The sequence below is a fragment of the Collimonas sp. GW821-FHT07E08 genome, from assembly GCF_059418905.1.
Genome location: NZ_JBWKQR010000009.1, coordinates 109,768 through 125,356, shown reverse-complemented (window position 1 = coordinate 125,356; position 15,589 = coordinate 109,768). Strand labels below are relative to the sequence as shown.

The 15,589-nt window shown below is 60.9% G+C and carries 14 protein-coding genes; 2 read left to right on the top strand and 12 right to left on the bottom strand.

What is annotated here, in order from left to right:
• Positions 1-83: 83 nt before the first annotated feature.
• A complete protein-coding gene (gene clpS / locus AC07RZ_RS13415; protein ID WP_014007243.1) occupies positions 84-392 on the top strand; it encodes an ATP-dependent Clp protease adapter ClpS in 309 nt (102 codons plus the stop codon).
• Positions 389-2,689 carry an ATP-dependent Clp protease ATP-binding subunit ClpA gene (gene clpA, locus AC07RZ_RS13410; RefSeq protein ID WP_144739180.1) on the top strand — a complete coding sequence of 767 codons (2,301 nt, stop codon included), beginning with the start codon at positions 389-391 and terminating at the stop codon, positions 2,687-2,689. The genes clpS and clpA overlap by 4 nt, the downstream gene beginning before the upstream one ends.
• Before the next feature lie 137 nt (positions 2,690-2,826).
• Here clpA and AC07RZ_RS13405 read toward each other — a convergent pair whose 3' ends face one another.
• From AC07RZ_RS13405 to speE, 12 genes are all read right to left on the bottom strand, one after another.
• The gene (locus tag AC07RZ_RS13405; RefSeq protein WP_494668263.1) at positions 2,827-3,921 is read right to left on the bottom strand and encodes a M48 family metalloprotease; all 1,095 of its coding nucleotides are present in this window, start codon (positions 3,919-3,921) and stop codon (positions 2,827-2,829) included.
• Positions 3,921-4,370, bottom strand: coding sequence for a dUTP diphosphatase (gene dut / locus AC07RZ_RS13400; RefSeq protein WP_092401233.1), 450 nt, complete (start codon positions 4,368-4,370; stop codon positions 3,921-3,923). Before dut ends, AC07RZ_RS13405 begins: the two co-directional genes overlap by 1 nt.
• Positions 4,371-4,514: 144 nt before the next feature.
• On the bottom strand, positions 4,515-5,720 hold the full coding sequence (gene coaBC, locus AC07RZ_RS13395) for a bifunctional phosphopantothenoylcysteine decarboxylase/phosphopantothenate--cysteine ligase CoaBC (protein WP_494668262.1): 1,206 nt from the start codon (positions 5,718-5,720) through the stop codon (positions 4,515-4,517).
• 40 nt (positions 5,721-5,760) lie between these two features.
• The gene (gene lspA / locus AC07RZ_RS13390) at positions 5,761-6,267 is read right to left on the bottom strand and encodes a signal peptidase II (protein WP_092401226.1); all 507 of its coding nucleotides are present in this window, start codon (positions 6,265-6,267) and stop codon (positions 5,761-5,763) included.
• An 85-nt stretch (positions 6,268-6,352) separates the two neighbouring features.
• Positions 6,353-9,262, bottom strand: coding sequence for an isoleucine--tRNA ligase (gene ileS / locus AC07RZ_RS13385; RefSeq protein WP_494668261.1), 2,910 nt, complete (start codon positions 9,260-9,262; stop codon positions 6,353-6,355).
• An 81-nt stretch (positions 9,263-9,343) separates the two neighbouring features.
• Positions 9,344-10,330 carry a bifunctional riboflavin kinase/FAD synthetase gene (locus AC07RZ_RS13380; RefSeq protein ID WP_144739176.1) on the bottom strand — a complete coding sequence of 329 codons (987 nt, stop codon included), beginning with the start codon at positions 10,328-10,330 and terminating at the stop codon, positions 9,344-9,346.
• A gap of 223 nt (positions 10,331-10,553) precedes the next feature.
• The gene (locus tag AC07RZ_RS13375; RefSeq protein WP_494668260.1) at positions 10,554-11,024 is read right to left on the bottom strand and encodes a YidB family protein; all 471 of its coding nucleotides are present in this window, start codon (positions 11,022-11,024) and stop codon (positions 10,554-10,556) included.
• A 247-nt stretch (positions 11,025-11,271) separates the two neighbouring features.
• Complete coding sequence (locus AC07RZ_RS13370) at positions 11,272-11,997, bottom strand: 16S rRNA (uracil(1498)-N(3))-methyltransferase (RefSeq protein ID WP_494668259.1); 726 nt, start codon at positions 11,995-11,997, stop codon at positions 11,272-11,274.
• Positions 11,998-12,010: 13 nt separating this feature from the next.
• Positions 12,011-12,412 (bottom strand): DUF350 domain-containing protein, encoded by a 402-nt coding sequence (locus tag AC07RZ_RS13365; RefSeq protein WP_494668258.1) that lies wholly within the window; start codon positions 12,410-12,412, stop codon positions 12,011-12,013.
• Between the two features lie 59 nt (positions 12,413-12,471).
• Complete coding sequence (locus AC07RZ_RS13360) at positions 12,472-13,617, bottom strand: glutathionylspermidine synthase family protein (protein WP_494668257.1); 1,146 nt, start codon at positions 13,615-13,617, stop codon at positions 12,472-12,474.
• 2 nt (positions 13,618-13,619) lie between these two features.
• Positions 13,620-14,036 carry a hypothetical protein gene (locus AC07RZ_RS13355; RefSeq protein WP_144739171.1) on the bottom strand — a complete coding sequence of 139 codons (417 nt, stop codon included), beginning with the start codon at positions 14,034-14,036 and terminating at the stop codon, positions 13,620-13,622.
• Between the two features lie 44 nt (positions 14,037-14,080).
• On the bottom strand, positions 14,081-15,340 hold the full coding sequence (gene speE, locus AC07RZ_RS13350) for a polyamine aminopropyltransferase (RefSeq protein ID WP_494668256.1): 1,260 nt from the start codon (positions 15,338-15,340) through the stop codon (positions 14,081-14,083).
• Positions 15,341-15,589 lie beyond the last annotated feature (249 nt).

Sequence of the window (15,589 nt, the reverse complement as noted above, 5' to 3'; positions counted from 1 at the left end):
GGAAAACGCGTAATATCGTTATAAGCAATATTTTATTCTGTGTCGCGCGTTGCGCATTTGGCGGAAGGTTTTAGAATAGGCGCATGGTAACCAAGCACGAAGACGGGACAGTAGCGACGCGACAAGAGCAAAAGCTCAAGCCGCCCCCCATGTATCAAGTATTTTTGCTCAATGACGACTACACTCCAATGGAGTTCGTGGTCGCCATCCTGCAGGAATACTTCAACAAGGATCGTGAAGCCGCAACGCAGATAATGTTGAAGGTGCATCGCGATGGCAAAGGCATGTGTGGGGTATATCCGAAAGATATCGCTTCCACCAAGGTTGAACTGGTATTAACGCACGCACGCAAAGCAGGGCATCCCCTGCAATGCATGATGGAGGAAGCATGATTGCGCAGGAACTGGAAGTAAGTTTGCACATGGCGTTTGTCGAGGCACGACAAGCAAGGCACGAGTTCATCACGGTTGAACACCTGCTGCTGGCTCTGCTAGACAACCCGTCCGCGGCAGAGGTGCTGCGTGCGTGTGCGGTCAACATTGATGATATGCGCAAGACGCTGACCATCTTCATTGGCGACAACACACCGACGGTGCCGGGTTCGAATGAAGTGGACACCCAGCCGACCCTTGGTTTTCAGCGCGTGATCCAGCGCGCCATCATGCATGTGCAATCGGCTTCCAACGGCAAGAAGGAAGTGACCGGCGCCAACGTGCTGGTCGCCATCTTCGGCGAAAAGGATTCGCACGCGGTGTATTACCTGCACCAGCAAGGCGTGACGCGGCTCGACGTGGTGAATTTCATCTCGCACGGGGTGCGCAAGGACCAGCAGGCCGACGCGCAGAAATCTTCCGAAGGTGCGGAAGAAGTGCAGGCCGAAGGCCAGGCCAAGGAAAGTCCGCTTGACCAGTTCACGCAAAACCTGAACAAGCTGGCGGCCGAAGGCAAGATCGATCCGCTGATCGGCCGCGAGTACGAGGTCGAACGCGTGATCCAGACCTTGTGCCGGCGCCGCAAGAACAATCCTCTGCTGGTCGGCGAAGCCGGCGTCGGCAAGACCGCGATTGCGGAAGGGCTGGCATGGCGCATCACCCAGGGCGACGTCCCTGAAATCCTGCAAAGCGCGATCGTCTATTCGCTCGACATGGGTTCGCTGCTGGCCGGCACCAAGTACCGCGGCGATTTCGAGCAGCGCCTGAAAGCGGTGCTCAAGCAGCTGAAAGACAGTCCGAACGGCATCCTGTTCATCGATGAAATCCACACCATCATCGGCGCCGGTTCCGCCTCGGGCGGCACGCTGGATGCATCGAACCTGCTGAAACCGGCTTTGTCCAGCGGCCAGCTGAAATGCATCGGTGCGACCACTTACACCGAATTCCGCGGCGTGTTTGAAAAAGACCATGCCTTGTCGCGCCGTTTCCAGAAAATCGACGTCAACGAGCCGACGGTAGAGCAAACCGTGCAAATCCTGCGCGGCCTGAAATCGCGCTTTGAAGAACACCACGGCGTCAAGTATTCGGCCTCCGCGCTCACCAGCGCGGCTGAACTGGCGGCGCGTTTCATCAACGACCGCCATCTGCCGGACAAGGCCATCGACGTGATCGATGAAGCCGGCGCGGCGCAGCGCATCCTGCCGAAGTCGAAGCAGAAAAAGACGATCGGCAAGGGCGAGATCGAAGACATCATCGCCAAGATTGCGCGGATTCCGCCGCAGTCGGTCAACCAGGACGACCGCAGCAAGCTGCAAACCATAGACCGCGATTTGCGCAATGTGGTGTTCGGCCAGGATCCGGCGATCGACGCCCTGGCGTCGGCGATCAAGATGGCGCGCGCCGGCCTGGGCAAGACCGACCGCCCGATCGGCTCCTTCCTGTTCTCCGGTCCGACCGGCGTCGGCAAGACCGAGGTGGCCAAGCAGCTGGCGTTCATCCTCGGCATCGACCTGATCCGTTTCGACATGTCCGAATACATGGAGCGTCATGCGGTGAGCCGCCTGATTGGCGCGCCGCCGGGTTATGTCGGGTTCGACCAGGGCGGTCTGCTGACCGAGGCCGTGACCAAGAAGCCGCATGCGGTGCTGCTGCTGGATGAAATCGAAAAAGCCCACCCGGACATTTTCAATATCCTGCTGCAAGTGATGGACCACGGCGCATTGACCGACAATAACGGACGCAAGGCGGATTTCCGCAACGTGATCATCATCATGACCACCAATGCCGGCGCGGAAAGCCTGCAAAAACGTTCGATCGGCTTTACCGACAAGAAAGAAGCCGGCGATGAGATGGCGGATATCAAGCGTATGTTTACGCCGGAATTCCGTAACCGCATCGATTCCATCATCAGCTTCCATGCACTGGACGAAGAAGTCATCCTGCGCGTGGTCGACAAGTTCCTGATGCAGCTGGAAGAGCAGCTGCACGAGAAGAAAGTGGAAGCGATCTTCACCGAAAACTTGCGCAAGTTCCTGGCCAAGAAGGGCTTCGACCCGCTGATGGGCGCGCGGCCGATGGCACGCCTGATCCAGGACATGATCCGCAAGGCGCTGGCTGACGAACTGTTGTTCGGCAAGCTGGTGACTGGTGGCCGCGTAACTGTCGATCTCGACGACAAGGACCTGATCAGCCTGGACTTTGCAGAAAAGGATTCGTCCTCGCCTGCGGCCCCTGAAGAAACTGTCGAAGTCGAATAAGCAAGCCGATACTGCCGGGCATTTGCCTGGCATGTTGAAAAAGCCTGAACGCACGCAAGTGATTCAGGCTTTTTTTATGGTCGCCGCTGCATTCGGCATTGGGAGGCGCTCCATCGCCGCAACGATGGAGCGTTTGGTCATGGCTGTATGGTGGTTCCGGTCGCCTGCTTGGCCTGGATATCCGAAACCGCCTGCTGGATCGCCGACAGGCGATAGTCCGTGCCGGGATGGATCGCGGTATAACCGTTGAGCACGCTGGCCGGGTAGCTGCTCGCCAGCCGCTGCCAGAAAGCCGCGGCATCGTCGACCTTGTAGCCGGCGCGCGCAACCATGTACAGCGACAGCTTGTCGGCCGCCGCATCCAGTTGCTGCGGGTAAGGCTTGACGCCGGCCATGCCGTTCAGCGCGGCGGTGTCCGGCTTGAGGCGGATCAGGTTGTCGATGACACCGGTCATGGTGGCGGTATTGCGCTGGCGCGATGGGTGGGTCAGCGTGTTGTGCGCCATTTCCTTGGCGATCACCAGCGCCAGCTCATCGTCGCTCTTGGTGTATTTCATCATGCCGCTGCTGATCAGCACACGCCGGCCGTCAGCATAGCTGATCACATTCTCGGTATTGCCCAGTTCGATGCCGAAGGCGCAAGCACGGGTCAGCGGGATGTTCAGGACCTGGTTGCCGCCGTTGCGCGCAATGGCGACCTTGATGCTGTTGCGGCCGTTGACCAGCGGACCGAGCAGCAAGGCAGTCTGGCGCTCGGCGTCGGCGCCGGTCGGCACCGGCTTGTCCTGGATGCTGACCAGCAGGTCGCCGCGCTGCAGGCCGACCTTGGCGGCGCCGCTGCCGGCCAGCACGCCGGTCACTTGCAGCTGGTCGCTCAGGCCGAGAGAGCTCGCCGCGTCAATGAATTCAGAGGTATAGGAATATTTTGTCTTGGCGGTGAAACCCAGCAGGTTGCGCGCATTGTTCCGGCACAGCAGCGCATTGTTCACCAGCAAAGGCGCGGCGACGTCGTACAAACGGTCTTGCAAGCCGATCAAGGCTTTCAATTCCGCCTGTTGCGGCGGCGGTGCAGGCACGGCGGGCTTGGAAGGGACTGGCACGGTTTGCGGCTGGGTGCCTGCAGGCTCCTGGATGGCACAGGCTGCCAGCAACAGCACTGGCAGTGTTAGCGTTGCACAGCGCCTGACTCCCTGCCATCCATTGTTACGCGTCAATCTCATCAATTTCTCCATCAATGTTTTCCGGTGCTGCCGAAGCCGCCTGCGCCGCGTTCGCTGCTCTCGAAATCGGCTACGACATTAAAACGGACACGTGCTACAGGCACGATGATCAATTGCGCCAGCCGGTCCATCGGGTTAAGGGTAAATTCGGTCGTTCCGCGGTTCCAGGTTGAAACCATCAGCTGACCCTGGTAATCAGAGTCGATCAGGCCCACCAGGTTCCCCAGCACGATGCCGTGTTTATGGCCGAGGCCGCTGCGCGGCAGGATCATCGCTGCGTAAGCCGGGTCGCCGATGTGGATCGCCAGGCCGGTCGGGATCAGGTGGGTTTCACCGGGTTTGATCGTCAGCGCGGCATCCAGGCAGGCGCGCAGGTCGAGGCCTGCACTGCCTTCGGTGGCGTAGGCTGGCAGCTGGTCTTGCATGCGCGGGTCGAGAATTTTGACGTCGATGATATTCATTGAATTTTGTAACAATCTATAAGTGAAATAATAGAGGCTGGTGCAACAGGCATGGCAGGAATCATCCCGCCCGGTGTTCATCAAGCTACTGCGGATTTTTCGATGCAAGCCGCCGGCGTTGAAACCGGCAGCGGCATGCAGGCGCTAAACAAGACGATCGGCGATTGCTGCAATCAGCTGGCGCGCCAGCTGCTGCTTGCCGGCGCGCGGCAGGTTGGTGTGGCCGCTGGCGTCAAACAATACCAGCTGGTTATCGTCCTTGCCAAACGTGTCATGGCCGATATTGCCCACCAATAGCGGCACGTTTTTCCGCAGCCGCTTGGCCTCGCCATATTGCAGCAGGTTTTCCGATTCGGCCGCAAAACCGACACAGTAAGGCGCTTTCGGCAATGCTGCAACTGCTGCCAGGATATCGGGATTTTGCTCGAACACCAGTTCGGGCGCGCTGCCGTCGGCATTCTTTTTCAGTTTCTGCGGGCTGGCGTTGGCTACCCGCCAGTCGGCTACCGCCGCAACGGCGACGAAGATATCGGTGCGGCTGTCGGCGCCGGCCAGCTGCGCCATCACGATATCGTGCATCTGCTGCGCGGTCTGGACGCTGATGCGGCGCACGCCGTAGGGCGTGGCAAGCGCGGTCGGGCCGGATACCAGGGTGACTTCGGCGCCCGCCTCGTAAGCAGCGCGGGCCACGGCGTAGCCCATTTTCCCGGATGAGAGATTGGTGATGCCGCGCACCGGATCTATCGGTTCGAAAGTCGGGCCGGCGGTCAGCAGCAGGCGTTTGCCTTTCAGCAGCTTGGGCTGGAATGAGGCGACTACTTCCGTCAGCAGCTCATGGGCTTCCAGCATGCGGCCCATGCCGACTTCGCCGCAAGCCTGTTCGCCGGCGTCAGGGCCGAGCAGCTGTATGCCGTCGGCCAGCAGTTGCGCCAGGTTGCGCTGGGTTGCCGCGTTTTGCCACATCTCGACATTCATCGCCGGCGCTACCAGCAAGGGCAGCATCGCCGGGCGCGCTACGCATAGCGTCGACAGCAAGTCGTCGCAGGCGCCATGCGCCAGCTTGAAGATGAAATCGGCGGAGCAGGGCACGATCACGATGGCGTCGGCGTCGCGGGTGAGGTCGATGTGCGGCATGTTGTTGCCGATGCGCGCATCCCATTGGTCGGTAAACACCGGCTTGCCCGACAAGCCCTGCATGGTGACTGGGGTAATGAAGTGGGTTGCCGCCGCGGTCATCACCACCTGCACCGAAGCGCCGGCCTTGATCAGCGCGCGCGCGAATTCGGCCGCCTTGTAGCAGGCGATGCCGCCGGTCAGTCCCAGCACGATTTTTTTACCAGCGAGATCCATACCTGCTCCTGGAAACGTTATGTATTGGCTACTTGCTTGCTTACTTGTTTACGCGCCGCAGCTCGTCAATGACAAACAATACCGCACCGACGCAGATCGCGCTATCGGCGATATTGAAAGCCGGCCAGTGCCAGTTGCGCACGTAGATGTCGAGGAAATCGATCACGTGGCCGTAGGCGATGCGGTCGACCACGTTGCCGATGGCGCCGCCCAGGATCAGCGCCAGCGCAGTGCAGAACATGCGTTGTCCGGCATGGCGTTTCAGCAGGAAAGTGATGAACAGCGCGGCGGCGATGCCGAGCGCAGTGAAGAAATAGCGTTGCCAGCCCGATTCGGTGGACAGGAAGCTGAACGCGGCGCCCTTGTTATACACCAGCACCAGGTTGAAGAAGGAAGTCACCGGCTGCGATTCGCCGTAGCTGAACAGGCGCACGATGGTGATCTTGGTCAGCTGGTCGATCAGCAGCACCAGCGCGGCGATAGCCAGCCATGGCGCCAGGCCGTAGCTGGAAGAAGATGAAGCGGAAGAGCGTTTTTTTGTGGCCATGTCGATTCTTAACTATGTGGCAAAATGCGCAGCCTGCAAGCTTGTAGCCGATTGCAGGCCGCGCCTGGTTAATCTACTTCATCGCTTAAGCAAAATGCCGGTCTTCGCCGCTGCCGAACAGGTTGGCGACGCAGCGTCCGCACAGGCCCGGATGTTCCGGGTGGCTGCCGACGTCGGCCCGGTAATGCCAGCAGCGTTCGCATTTCTGCTGCGCCGACGGCGTGACCACGATCGTTTCTTCGGCTTCCGTCGCCACTTCGGACACTGTGGCGCTGGAGGTGATCAAGACAAATTTCAGGTCGTCGCCCAGGCTGCCGAGCAGCGCATGCTTGGCCGGGGCCGCCTTGATTTCCACCTCGGCCTGCAGCGAAGAACCGATGCCGCCTGCCACCCGCACTTCTTCCAGCTGCTTGGTGACGTCGGCGCGTACCGCGCGTATGGCGTTGAATTTCTCGATCAGGGCCGCGGCGCCGCTGATTTCCGGCAGCGTGTAATAGGTCTGCGTGAAAATGGTTTCATCGCTGGCGGCAAACGCTTCCGGGCTGGCGAAGAACGACCAGGCTTCTTCCGCCGTGAACGACAGCGTCGGCGCCATCACCCGTAGCAGGGCTTGGGTGATATGCCAGATCGCGGTTTGCGCGGAGCGGCGCGCCGGCGAGTTGACGCCGCTGGTGTACAGGCGGTCTTTCAGGATATCGAGATAGAAGCCGCCGAGGTCTTCCGAGCAGTACATCTGCAGCTTCGAGATCACCGGATGGAATTCGTAGGCCTCGTAGTGATTCAGGATGTCGGCCTGCAGCTGCGCCATGCTGGCGATCGCATAGCGGTCGATTTCCAGCAGCTCGGCGATCGGCACCGCATCGGTTGCCGGATTGAAGTCCGAGGTGTTGGCCAGCAGGAAGCGCAAGGTGTTGCGGATGCGGCGGTACGATTCCGTCACGCGCTTGAGGATCTCTTCGGAGATGGTGATTTCGCCGGAATAGTCGCTGGAGGCAACCCACAGGCGCAGGATTTCCGCGCCCAGCGAGTCGGCCACCTTTTGCGGCTCGACGCCGTTCTTCAGCGACTTCGACATCTTGCGGCCTTCGCCGTCGACCACGAAACCGTGCGTCAACAGCGCGTTGTACGGCGCGCGGCCATTCAGCATGGCCGAGGTCAGCAACGAGGAGTGGAACCAGCCGCGATGCTGGTCCGAGCCTTCCAGGTAGAGGTCGGCCGGGAACTGCAGCTGGCTGGCGTGCGAACCGCGCAATACCGTCTGGTGGGTAGAGCCGGAATCGAACCAGACATCCAGCGTGTCCCTGTTCTTGACATAGTTGACGGCGTCGTCGCCCAGCAGTTCTTTCGGATCCAGCGCCTGCCAGGCTTCGATCCCGCTCTGCTCGACGCGCTGCGCGATCTGTTCCAGCAGTTCAGGCGTGCGCGGATGCAGCTGGCCGCTTTCCTTGTGCACGAAGAAAGCCATCGGCACACCCCATTGGCGCTGGCGCGACAGGGTCCAGTCGGGACGGTTGGCGATCATGCCGTGCAGGCGCGCCTTGCCCCAGGCAGGGAAGAAGGCCGTGTCCTCGATCGCTTGCAGGGCGGTTGCGCGCAGGCTCGGGTGGCCGTCCTTCGGCAGGTTGTCCATGCTGGCGAACCATTGCGACGTAGCGCGGTAGATGATCGGCGTCTTATGGCGCCAGCAATGCATGTAGCTGTGGTCGAACATGACCAGCTTGAACAGCGCGCCGGCTTCTTCCAGCTTGGCGCAGATCGGCTTGGACGCTTCCCAGATGGTCATGCCGGCAAAGAACGGCAGCCAGGACGCGAACTTGCCGTCGCCCATGACCGGGCTGATGATGTCGTCGTCCTTCATGCCATGCGCCTTGCAGGAGATGAAGTCTTCGATGCCGTAGGCAGGCGCCGAGTGCACGATGCCGGTGCCGCTGTCGGTGGTGACGTAGTCGCCCAGGTAGACCGGCGACAGGCGGTTATAGCCTGGATCGCTGTCGGCCAGCGGATGTTTGAAATTGATCAGGGCCAGTGCTTCGCCTTTGCAGGTGGCGATGGTTTTGCCTTCGAGGCCGAAACGCTGCAGCGCGTCTTCGACCAGGTCCTGCGCCAGGATCAGCAGCAGCGCTTCGCCGTTGCGCGCGGTCTGCACCAGCGCATAGTCGACTTCCGGATGGACGTTGAGCGCCTGGTTGGACGGGATGGTCCATGGCGTGGTGGTCCAGATCACCGCATAGCCTTTATTGGTCGGCAGCGATGGCAGACCGAAGGCCGCAGCCAGTTTTTCGGGCTCGGCGAACGGGAAGCCGACGTCGATCGACGGATCGCGCTTGTCCTGGTATTCCACTTCTGCTTCAGCCAGGGCCGAACCGCAGTCGAAGCACCAGTTGACCGGTTTCAGGCCGCGGTACACATAACCTTTTTCCAGGATGGCGCCAAGGGCGCGCAGCTCGTCGGCTTCATTGCCGAAGGCCATGGTCAAATACGGATTGTCCCATTCGCCCAGCACGCCGAGGCGGATAAAGTCTTTTCGTTGCAGGTCGATCTGTTCATTGGCGTAAGCGCGCGCTTTCGACTGCACTTCGGCCACCGGCAGGTTCTTGCCGTATTTCTTTTCGATCTGGATCTCGATCGGCATGCCGTGGCAATCCCAGCCCGGCACGTAAGGCGCATCGAAGCCGGCCATGTTGCGGGCCTTGACGATCATGTCCTTGAGGATCTTGTTGACGGCGTGGCCCAGGTGGATCTCGCCGTTGGCGTAGGGCGGGCCGTCATGCAGGATGAATTTCGGGCGGCCCTTGGAAGCTTTGCGGATACGTTCGTAGACTTTCTTTTCCTGCCACTGCTTGACCCATTGCGGCTCGCGCTTGGCGAGATCGCCGCGCATGGGGAAAGGCGTCTCGGTCATGTTGACCGGGTATTTGCTTTGCGGCTTATTTTGCGGCTTGCCTTGCGGTTTCGCCGGTTTATCGTTTTCTGGTTTGCTGGTCTGGTCGGACATAATTTTCTTCAGTGGAATTCTGTGGAGCCGGCGCATATGCAGGCATAAGCGCAGGCAGAGCGCGAGGAGTTGCTGACAGCGTCAAATTCGGTCGGTGGCCGACACCGCCGACATGTCGTGCTGGCCATGCTGGCGGAAATACGCGCGTGCATTGCTGACATCGCGCGTAATCGCGGCGGTCAGGGTCGGCAAATCGACATATTTCTCTTCGTCGCGCAGTTTTTGCAAAAACTCGACCTGTATCAGCTTGCCGTAGCAATCGCCGGTAAAGTCGAGGATATAACTTTCCAGCAGCACCCGGCCGCTGTCGTCCACGGTGGGGCGGATGCCGATGCTGGCGACCGCCGGCAAAGGCCGGTCGGCCAGGCCATGGACGTTGACCACGAAGATGCCGGACAGCGCCGGCAGTTTATGGTTGACGCGCAGGTTCAGGGTCGGGAAGCCGATGGTGCGGCCGAGCTTCTTGCCATGCACCACATGCCCCGAGATGGAGTACGGATGGCCCAGCAGCGCCCGTGCGTGGCTGAAATCGCCGGCCGCCAGCGCCGCGCGCACCGCCGACGACGATACCCGCGCGCCGTCGTTCATGACGGTTGGCAGGGTCTCGACCTGGAAACCGTATTTCTTGCCGGCCTCGATCAAGGTCGCGATATTGCCGGCGCGGCGGGCGCCGAAGCAGAAATCTTCGCCGACCATCAGCCATTTCACATGCAAGCCCTCAACCAGTACTTTCTCAATGAAATCCTGGGGCGACATGGCGGCAAAGCTGGCGTTGAAATGTTCGACGATCACGCGGTCTATGCCAGCCTGGGACAGCGACTGCAGCTTGTCGCGCAGGTTGGCGACACGGGTCGGCATATTGCCCGGCTGGCCGGCGCGTTGCGCAAAAAACTCGCGCGGGTGCGGCTCGAACGTCATTACCGCGGCATCCAGCCCCAGCTCGGTGGCAGCCTTGCGGACGTGCGCGAGCAGCACCTGGTGGCCGCGATGCACGCCGTCAAAGTTGCCGATGGTGAGCGCGCAAGGCGCGCGCGATTCGGCGTTGGGAAGTCCGCGAAATACCTTCATTGAAGTGACCGGAATATTTGTTGCCAAAACCCTGCATTATAAATGCTTTCGGCCTCTTGCCCCTGCACGGAAGTCGAACCGCAGCGGATTGCTCGATTTTTAATTGATAAAACGGCTATTTTATTGAATTTTGGATACTGAATCGGGAATCCAGGATTGCCGCGGCCAAAAAAAATCGCCCCGGAGGACGATTTTTTAATCAGGCAGGCAAGCCCGGTTTTGCTTAGGCCGGTTTGTTGCCGCCCAAGAGACCGCCCAGCAAGCTGCCGAGGTCGACGCCGCCAGGAGCAGGGCTGGCTTCGCCGTGCGGCGTCAGCTTGTCCACCAGGCCGGGCAGTATCTCCGACAGGTGGCCGGCCGCTTCCGCTGGCGAAATGCCGGCAGCTTGCGCCAGTTCCTGCAGGTGGCCGCCGCCCAGCGCCTGTTGCACCTGGTCTGGCGAGATAGGCTGGTTTTGGCCGGTGCCTATCCATGATTGCACGATCGAACCCAGGCCGGCGCCTTCCAGCGCGCCGAGCAGGCCGCCGCCCGCACCGGCTTCCGTGCCGGCAGCCTGGCCCGCGCCTCCGCCTTGCAGCGCCTTGAGGACCAGCGGCAATGCCGCCTGGATCAACAGGGCTTGCGTGTTATTTCCACCTGCTTGCTGTTGGCCGCCGCCACCGATTGCGCCAAGTACCGAATCCAGCAGTCCCATAATATTCTCCTGAGTAAAAATGCGTCAATAATGAACGCGTGATACAACGTCAGCCATCGAGGCAGGTTGCTGCTCTGTAAATGCAAAGCAGTTGAGAAGATCGATCTTACAACGCGGTAAGGGCTTTGAATAGTTGCGCAACTGAAAACGATTGTGTCTTGATTGCGTTTACCATTCTAGCCAGCACTTATATTTTTGCTTAGAACAAATTGTAGGATCGATAGAGGCAAGCGCCGGGTTGGCGAAACTACATCTCGCCCCAGATCGCGTTGATCGCGGCCAGCGCCGCCAGGCCGGCGGTTTCGGTGCGCAGTATCCGCGGCCCCATCGACAACATCAGCGCGCCCTGGCTGCAGGCCAGGTTTTCTTCCGCTTCCGTGAACCCGCCTTCCGGGCCGATCAGCAGCGCCAGCGCCTGCGGCGGCTGGTGGCGCGCCCAGTCCGACAGCGATTGCTCGCCGCGCGGCGACAGCAGGATGCGCTTGTGCAGGTCCTGCTGTTGCGCCCAGTCGTTGAAAGGGCTGAGGCTGGACAGGGTGGGCAGGCGGTTGCGGCCGCTCTGTTCGGCGGCGGCGACGATCACCGCTTGCCAGTGGTTCTGTTTCTTCTCGGCGCGCTCGCCGTTGAGGCGCACCACGCAGCGCTGCGCCGCCAGCGGCTGGATCGCCGCGACCCCGAGTTCGACGGCTTTTTCGATGATCCAGTCGAGTTTCGACGATTCCGGCAGCGCCTGGGCCAGCGTGATCGCATACGGCAGCTCCGCCTCGCGCGGCGAGAAAGTCTTGATCTCGACACCGACGCGCTTTTTTTCAATGCTGCTGATGGTGGCGGTGTATTCGCCGCCTTCGCCGTTGAACAGGGTGACGGGCGCCGCCGGCCCTAGCCGCAGCACCAGCAGGTGATGGGCGACGGCTTCCGGCAAAACCAGCTGCTGGCCGATTTCGAGCGGGGTAGGAACGTAAAAACGAGGCACGGAAAATCCTTAATCAATAAGTCATGCAAGCGGCATTCAACAAGCCCAGGCCCAGACTTACTGTACCAAGAAAGACGCCGGATGCGATCTTGTTTTCCGGAATATCGGCCAGCAGCGTCGGCAGCAGCAACTTGACAATCAGGAAAGCCAGCAACTGCACCACCAGGGCCACCACGCCCCACACCAGCATGTCGAGCAGGCTGACGCTGTTCGCGATGGCCGAAGCCAGGGCCGCGATATATCCGAGCAATGCGCCGGCCAGGCTGGCCGCGGCTGCGTGGTTGCCGGCGCGGATCAGGCGCAGTTCATGGTAGGGCGTGATGAAAATATACACCACGGAAAATATCGCGACCAGCAACAGTGCGAGTCCGAAGTGAGACAGAAAGGCGGGCAGGCCGACGGGGAGAAAGTTCATAAGATCAGTGCTCCTGGTATCAAGGGGAGGGAACGTGCTTCAAATTTGCTGTTTGATCGTCAGTCGACAAAATAATGCGGCACAAAGCGGCTGGTGTCCTTGGTGATCAGCGACACGTCTTCGCGGATGCCGATGCCGGCCGGGGTGTCGCCTACCACCCAGGAGCCGACCGAAGTGTAGGCTGGCGTGATGCCGTCGTCGAATTTCGGCTGCGCGGAAAATGCCTGGTAGATATAGCCCTCGGCGCCATATTGGCCCGGCTGGTGGTGGACTTCGCCGCCAGCATAGATCGTGATGTTTTCGCCTTCGCGCGAATACAGCGGCTTCTTCACAAAATCGCCGCTGATGCGCCAGGCGTCGAAAAACGCCGGCAGCAGGTTGGGGTGGCCGGGAAACAGTTCCCACAGCACCGGCAGGATGGCCTTGTTGGACAGCACCATCTTCCAGGCCGGTTCGATCAGGCGCAGCGGCCGCGCCAGCAGGTGTTCGGCAAACGCTTCGCGGCACAGCCATTCCCACGGATAAAGCTTGAACAGGTTGTCTATCTTCAGGTCGAAGTCGTCGACAAATTCCGCGTGCCGGTCGTCCCAGCCGATATGTTCGATGGCTAGCTGCTTGGTGGCGAAACCGGCCTGGATCGCGGTGTCGCGCAGGTAAGCCAGGTTGCCTTCGTCCTCCTCATGGCCGCCGATGCAGGCGAAGTGCAGCAAGCCTTTGCTGTGATGGTCGCGGGCCAGGGTTTGCCATTGGGCGATCAGTTTTTCATGGAGAGAGTTGAACTGGTCCGCTTGCGGGAACACGTCTTGCAGCCAATACCATTGCGCCACGCTGGATTCCACCAGGCCGGTAGGGGTATCGGCGTTGTACTCCAGCATTTTGGGCGGAGTGCGGCCGTCCCAGGACAAGTCGAAGCGTCCGTACAGGGAAAATTCTTTTTCGCGCCAGCTTTCTTCGACCAGCGCCCAGAACGGCTGCGGAATGGCGAACTGTTCCAGCCGTTCGTGCGCGATCACATGCTCGACCGCCTGCAGCGCCATCTGGTGCAATTCGCTGGTGGCGTCTTCGACCGCATCGATCTGCGCCGCGGTGAAGCGATAGGCGTAGCGCTCGTCCCAATACAGGTCGTCAATCGAGTGATAGGTGAAGCCGAGCGATTCGAATTGTTCTTGCCAGTTGCTGCGCGGCGTCAGGCTTTCGCGAATCATGCTTAACCGCCGGCCGAGGAGATATGGGCGCCGCCGAAGCCGCCGCGCGACACGCTGCGGCCGACCGAGTGGTTGCTCTCGCCGCCGCTGCCAGTCAAGCCAAAACTGTTGCCGCCGCTACGTGCGCTGCGTTGCGCGCTTGCGCGTTCGCCTTCATCGTAGCTGGGACCGTAGTAGCGGCCGTAGTAAGTGCCGCCGTGGCTGCCGCCTGAGCTGCCGCCCGATGCCGGCTGGCACAGTTCGGGACGTCCCCAGTCTTTCTTGCAATCGTCCTGGCTGGCGTATTCATCGCGCGCCTGTCGTGGACTGCAGCCTGCGATCAGGGCCGAAGCCGCCAGCACCAGCGGCACGGCGCGGCTCTTGCGGGCCGATGGCGCGGCAGTTTCGGGGATTTGCTTTAAAAGACCGGTGGTTGGCAAGACGCTCTCCATATCGGGCAACGATGAATTGGTTGTTACAGGCCCTAGGCGCCCAGATTCTGCACGAAATTGGGTAAGGCGAATAGTGCCGAATGGACATTTTCGTTGTAGTACTGGAGTTCGCCCAGTGCTCTTTCCCGCAAGCGGCTTGCCGCCGCCCGGCTGTCCAGCTGCAGCGGATCGAGGCTGTCGCTGGCAATCGCCATGCCCCACAGCGCGCCATACAGCGGTACATGCACAGTGTAGGGACGGACCTTGCTGAAGACGCCGTTGAGGCGCTGGCGCAGCAAGGCGAATCGTTGTGGATGGTGGAACGGGCTGCCCAGGTGCATCACCAGTGCGCCGCCTGGGTTGAGCAAGGCACGGCAGGCATGCAGGAAGCCGGGAGTGTAGCAATCGGCTGCCAGCGCGCTGCCGTCGGCGCCTTGCGGATCGGTCAGGTCAAGCAGGATCAGGTCGTAACGCAGGTCGGCAGCGGCGGCGTGCGCCGCTGCCTGTACGTAGGCAAAACCGTCCTGGGCGACATGGCGCAGCCGCGCATCGTCCAGCGCTCCTCGATGGACCGTTTGCAGGTGCTGGCGTGCAGCCTGGATCACCGCGGGATCGATTTCGCACAAGGTGACCTGTTCTATCGACGGATGCTTGAGCAGTTCTTCACTGCTGCCGCCGTCGCCGCCGCCGACGATCAGGGCGCGGCGCGGGTGCGGGTGGCTGAGCGCGGCCGGATGGACCAGGCATTCGTGATAGAAAAATTCGTCGCGCTCGGAAGTCATGTAGGCGCCGTCCAGCCGCATCACTTTGCCGAACTCGGCGGACTCGGCGATTTCTATGCGCTGGAACGGCGATTGCACCTGCACCAGCGGCGGCGCCAGCTGCGTGCCGTAGGCGGTGTGCGGCGTGAGCTGCTCCAGCGCCAGGGTCTGGTCGTCGGCGCCGCCGCCGCGTTGCAAGCGGTGGGTTTGCCAGCGGGCCGGCGCGAAGCCGGCGACCAGGGCGTCCAGCAGGCCGCTGGCCTTGGCGCTGTTGTCTTCCGTGAAATTGCAGACATACAGATCCAGCGTCACCGCCTGGCGCTCGGGCCAGGTATGGATCGCCAGGTGCGATTCGGCCAGCAGCAGGGCGCAGGTAACGCCGGCGGCGCTGCCGTCGGCAGCCTGGAACGGATGGAATTTTTCGCCGACCACGGTCAACCCGGAACGCAGGGTTTGTTCCATCACGAACTCGCGCAGCTGGATCGGGTCTAGCAATAAGCCCGGGGGGCAGCGGCAGTCGTAACAGTCAGCCGTCAGATGTAAACCTTGCATGGTGCGATCAATGAAAAATACGGGGACAGGTGATTGGATATGAAAATCGCAACAAAACAATGCGATCCGGCTTCGGTGCTGTCACGCGCTTCATGCGGTGCGGCAGCATTTTACCGTCACGGCGTCGGAGAGATGCGCCGATTTGAACCGGAATCGACTGCATTTTGGTAAAATATCGGCCTTTGTGGGCTGTTTCGCTGCTTTTCGCCCGCCAACCGCTTTCCAACCGATCTTCAACTGCTGCCTACC

What these genes read in the sequence shown, in the direction of transcription:
- clpS (WP_014007243.1), top strand. Translation starts at nt 84, where the DNA reads ATGGTAACCAAGCACGAAGACGGGACAGTAGCGACGCGACAAGAGCAA.
- clpA (WP_144739180.1), top strand. Translation starts at nt 389, where the DNA reads ATGATTGCGCAGGAACTGGAAGTAAGTTTGCACATGGCGTTTGTCGAG.
- AC07RZ_RS13405 (WP_494668263.1), bottom strand. Translation starts at nt 3,921, where the DNA reads ATGGAGAAATTGATGAGATTGACGCGTAACAATGGATGGCAGGGAGTC.
- dut (WP_092401233.1), bottom strand. Translation starts at nt 4,370, where the DNA reads ATGAATATCATCGACGTCAAAATTCTCGACCCGCGCATGCAAGACCAG.
- coaBC (WP_494668262.1), bottom strand. Translation starts at nt 5,720, where the DNA reads ATGGATCTCGCTGGTAAAAAAATCGTGCTGGGACTGACCGGCGGCATC.
- lspA (WP_092401226.1), bottom strand. Translation starts at nt 6,267, where the DNA reads ATGGCCACAAAAAAACGCTCTTCCGCTTCATCTTCTTCCAGCTACGGC.
- ileS (WP_494668261.1), bottom strand. Translation starts at nt 9,262, where the DNA reads ATGTCCGACCAGACCAGCAAACCAGAAAACGATAAACCGGCGAAACCG.
- AC07RZ_RS13380 (WP_144739176.1), bottom strand. Translation starts at nt 10,330, where the DNA reads ATGAAGGTATTTCGCGGACTTCCCAACGCCGAATCGCGCGCGCCTTGC.
- AC07RZ_RS13375 (WP_494668260.1), bottom strand. Translation starts at nt 11,024, where the DNA reads ATGGGACTGCTGGATTCGGTACTTGGCGCAATCGGTGGCGGCGGCCAA.
- AC07RZ_RS13365 (WP_494668258.1), bottom strand. Translation starts at nt 12,412, where the DNA reads ATGAACTTTCTCCCCGTCGGCCTGCCCGCCTTTCTGTCTCACTTCGGA.
- AC07RZ_RS13360 (WP_494668257.1), bottom strand. Translation starts at nt 13,617, where the DNA reads ATGATTCGCGAAAGCCTGACGCCGCGCAGCAACTGGCAAGAACAATTC.
- speE (WP_494668256.1), bottom strand. Translation starts at nt 15,340, where the DNA reads ATGCAAGGTTTACATCTGACGGCTGACTGTTACGACTGCCGCTGCCCC.